Here is a 2,486-nt window from a genome sequence, read left to right on the forward strand (position 1 = left end):
AAATAAAAATTAGAATTTCTGGGCAACAAAAACAGGATTTAATCACTATTGTGACTCACGAATTGGATGAAATTCATAGTTCTTATAATAATCGACTCAAATATAATAAATTAATCCCTTGTAATTGTAGAACTTGTAAAAATACTCAGAATCCTCACTTCTACAAATTTGATAAATTAAAAGAACGGCTTAATAATGGCAAAATGACAATTGAATGCGGTAATTCCCCCTATTATGAAGTTAATATCCAGAGTTTAATTGATGATGCAATAGACAAAGATAGGAGTAAGAATTTTGTACAGCCTCAAGATTCTACAAACTATATAATAAATAATTATACTGACTCAGTAATAAATATTAATGATAATGATGTTATTGGCAGTCAAACTATAGCTGAAAAATTTGTCAATAATCAAAGCAGGAAGATTGAAAATAAAAATGGAAATGTTGTGGGAAATGTATTGGGTGATGAGAGTAATATCAGAAATAAAGTAACAGAAAATTATCCTCAGCGAAAAAGAAAAGTAACAGCAAATTCTTCTCAACCAAAGTTATCCCCTCAGCCAAAAATCGAGAAACCAAAAAAATTTGGATTTTTAGATTTCTTGACTTGGATGCAGAATGGGCAAATTCTTTTCATCTTAATCTCTTCTATTATTGGCATTATTTTACTGATTATTTATCCTAAGTTATATCCAGATGGATTACCAGAATTGTTCAAGAATTTAGAATTTAGAATGCGCGAATTTAGAATTACCTCTCCTTGAAAAGAAGAGGATTGACGAACAGGAAAATTTTTATTTATTATCCCCTTAAAAGGGGAGGCTTTAAACCCAATTGTTTGGTAAAGCCAATTCAAGACATAATTCCAACTCCACAAAAAGAAAATAAATCCGTTCATTAATGGATAATGGATAATTGATAATTGATAATTAGGGCTTGCTGATTAAATCTCAAAGTATTTACAGATAAAGGTAAGTGCCTTTTTGGGGTCGAAAAAAGTACCTGGTTTTCAGCCTAAAACTCTCAAAAAGTGAGTATTTTAGGTGCATAGTTAGGCATAAAAATAATTATTACAATTCTTACTTCTACCTCCTCTAAGTACCCATTTATCCTGTCTCCTGTCTCCTACCCTAACCAATAAGAATTTTTCAGCAAACCCTAATTACCTTTCCTTAAAAGGAAGAGAATTGACTAAAAAGAAAAAATTTATTTTTTTCCCTTTGAAAGGGGAGGCTTTCAAGATAAATTATTTAATTATTAATTATTCGGTAAATTAGAGTATTTTTTTTAGCAATAATACCCAAAAACTACTGTCTATTGAGTAGAAAACTTATGATATGGCAATGTGCGCTGGCTTATCTACAAATTACAAGAACTTTCCAATAGCTAAAAGTCTTATACTATCTGGTTTTTATTCTTCCTGTTGCCTGTTGCCTGCGCACAGCGCTATAAAAGTTGCTCAATCATACGTTCTGCCTGAGAAGCATAACCACCACCAAATAAATTAAAATGATTGAGAATATGATACAAGTTGTAAAGACTTTTCCGTTGTTGATAACCATCATCTAAAGGCCAGGCTTGATTATAACCACGATAAAAAGCACTGGGAAAACTACCAAATAATTCAGTCATAGCAATATCAACTTCGCGATCGCCCCAATAAGTGGCCGGGTCAAAAATTACTGGCTCCCCATCAACAGTTACTCCAGCATTTCCCCCCCACAAGTCACCGTGAACCAGAGAAGGTTGTGGTTGATGACCTGCCAATAACTCTGGGATAATTTTTAGTAGGCGATCGCTCTGACGAAAGGTGCCACCCCGACGTTTTGCTAACTTGAGCTGATAACCAATGCGGTTTTCTGCCCAAAATTCTGCCCAGTCTGCGTTCCAAGTATTAATCTGGGGTGTGGAACCGATAGTATTGTTGATGTCCCAACCAAATTCACTTTTACCTTGATAGTGATGTAAAGCTGCTAAATTACGTCCCATCTCTTCCCAAGATCCATCCTCACCGCCACCTCCTAAATCTAGCCATTCCAGGACTATATAAGAATTATTTCTCTCTGTTCCATAGCATAAGGGTTTCGGAACTCGAATAGCCTGGGTTTCATACATTTGCTTTAACCCTAAAGCTTCTGCTTCAAACATTGCTATCTGGGAAGCTTGATTAAGTTTGACAAAATAGTTGCAACTGCCATTCGTTATTTTATAACCACTGTTGATGCAACCTCCACCAACTGAAGAATGGTTAGTAACTTCAAAATTTTCGGCTGTTACTTGAGTGATATGTTCGGCAATTTTTTTCCACATATATAGTCCTATATTTAATAATTTTTTTTTAAAAAGGTAAAAATTAGCTATTTTGCTATACGCAATAGTATAAGGTGAAGCCTTCACAGAAACTGAAGTAGAAGTCTTTTCTATTTTTCAGACCAGGAAAATCTGACTCCTCCACAGTTATTAATTTTTATATTTTTAAAAGT

At 34.0% G+C, this 2,486-nt stretch carries 1 protein-coding gene and 1 pseudogene; one reads left to right on the forward strand and one right to left on the reverse strand.

Annotated elements, in window-relative coordinates:
• Positions 1-767: pseudogene (locus AC3DU7_RS25415) on the forward strand (hypothetical protein); the annotation flags it as partial.
• 682 nt (positions 768-1,449) lie between these two features.
• Here the strand turns inward: AC3DU7_RS25415 and AC3DU7_RS25420 are convergent.
• Positions 1,450-2,313 (reverse strand): fructosamine kinase family protein, encoded by an 864-nt coding sequence (locus tag AC3DU7_RS25420; RefSeq protein WP_488042070.1) that lies wholly within the window; start codon positions 2,311-2,313, stop codon positions 1,450-1,452.
• Positions 2,314-2,486 lie beyond the last annotated feature (173 nt).

This window comes from Okeania sp., from assembly GCF_983059655.1.

Bases quoted from the DNA above. Each gene is read 5' to 3' on its own strand.
- AC3DU7_RS25420 (WP_488042070.1), bottom strand. From the start codon at position 2,313: ATGTGGAAAAAAATTGCCGAACATATCACTCAAGTAACAGCCGAAAAT.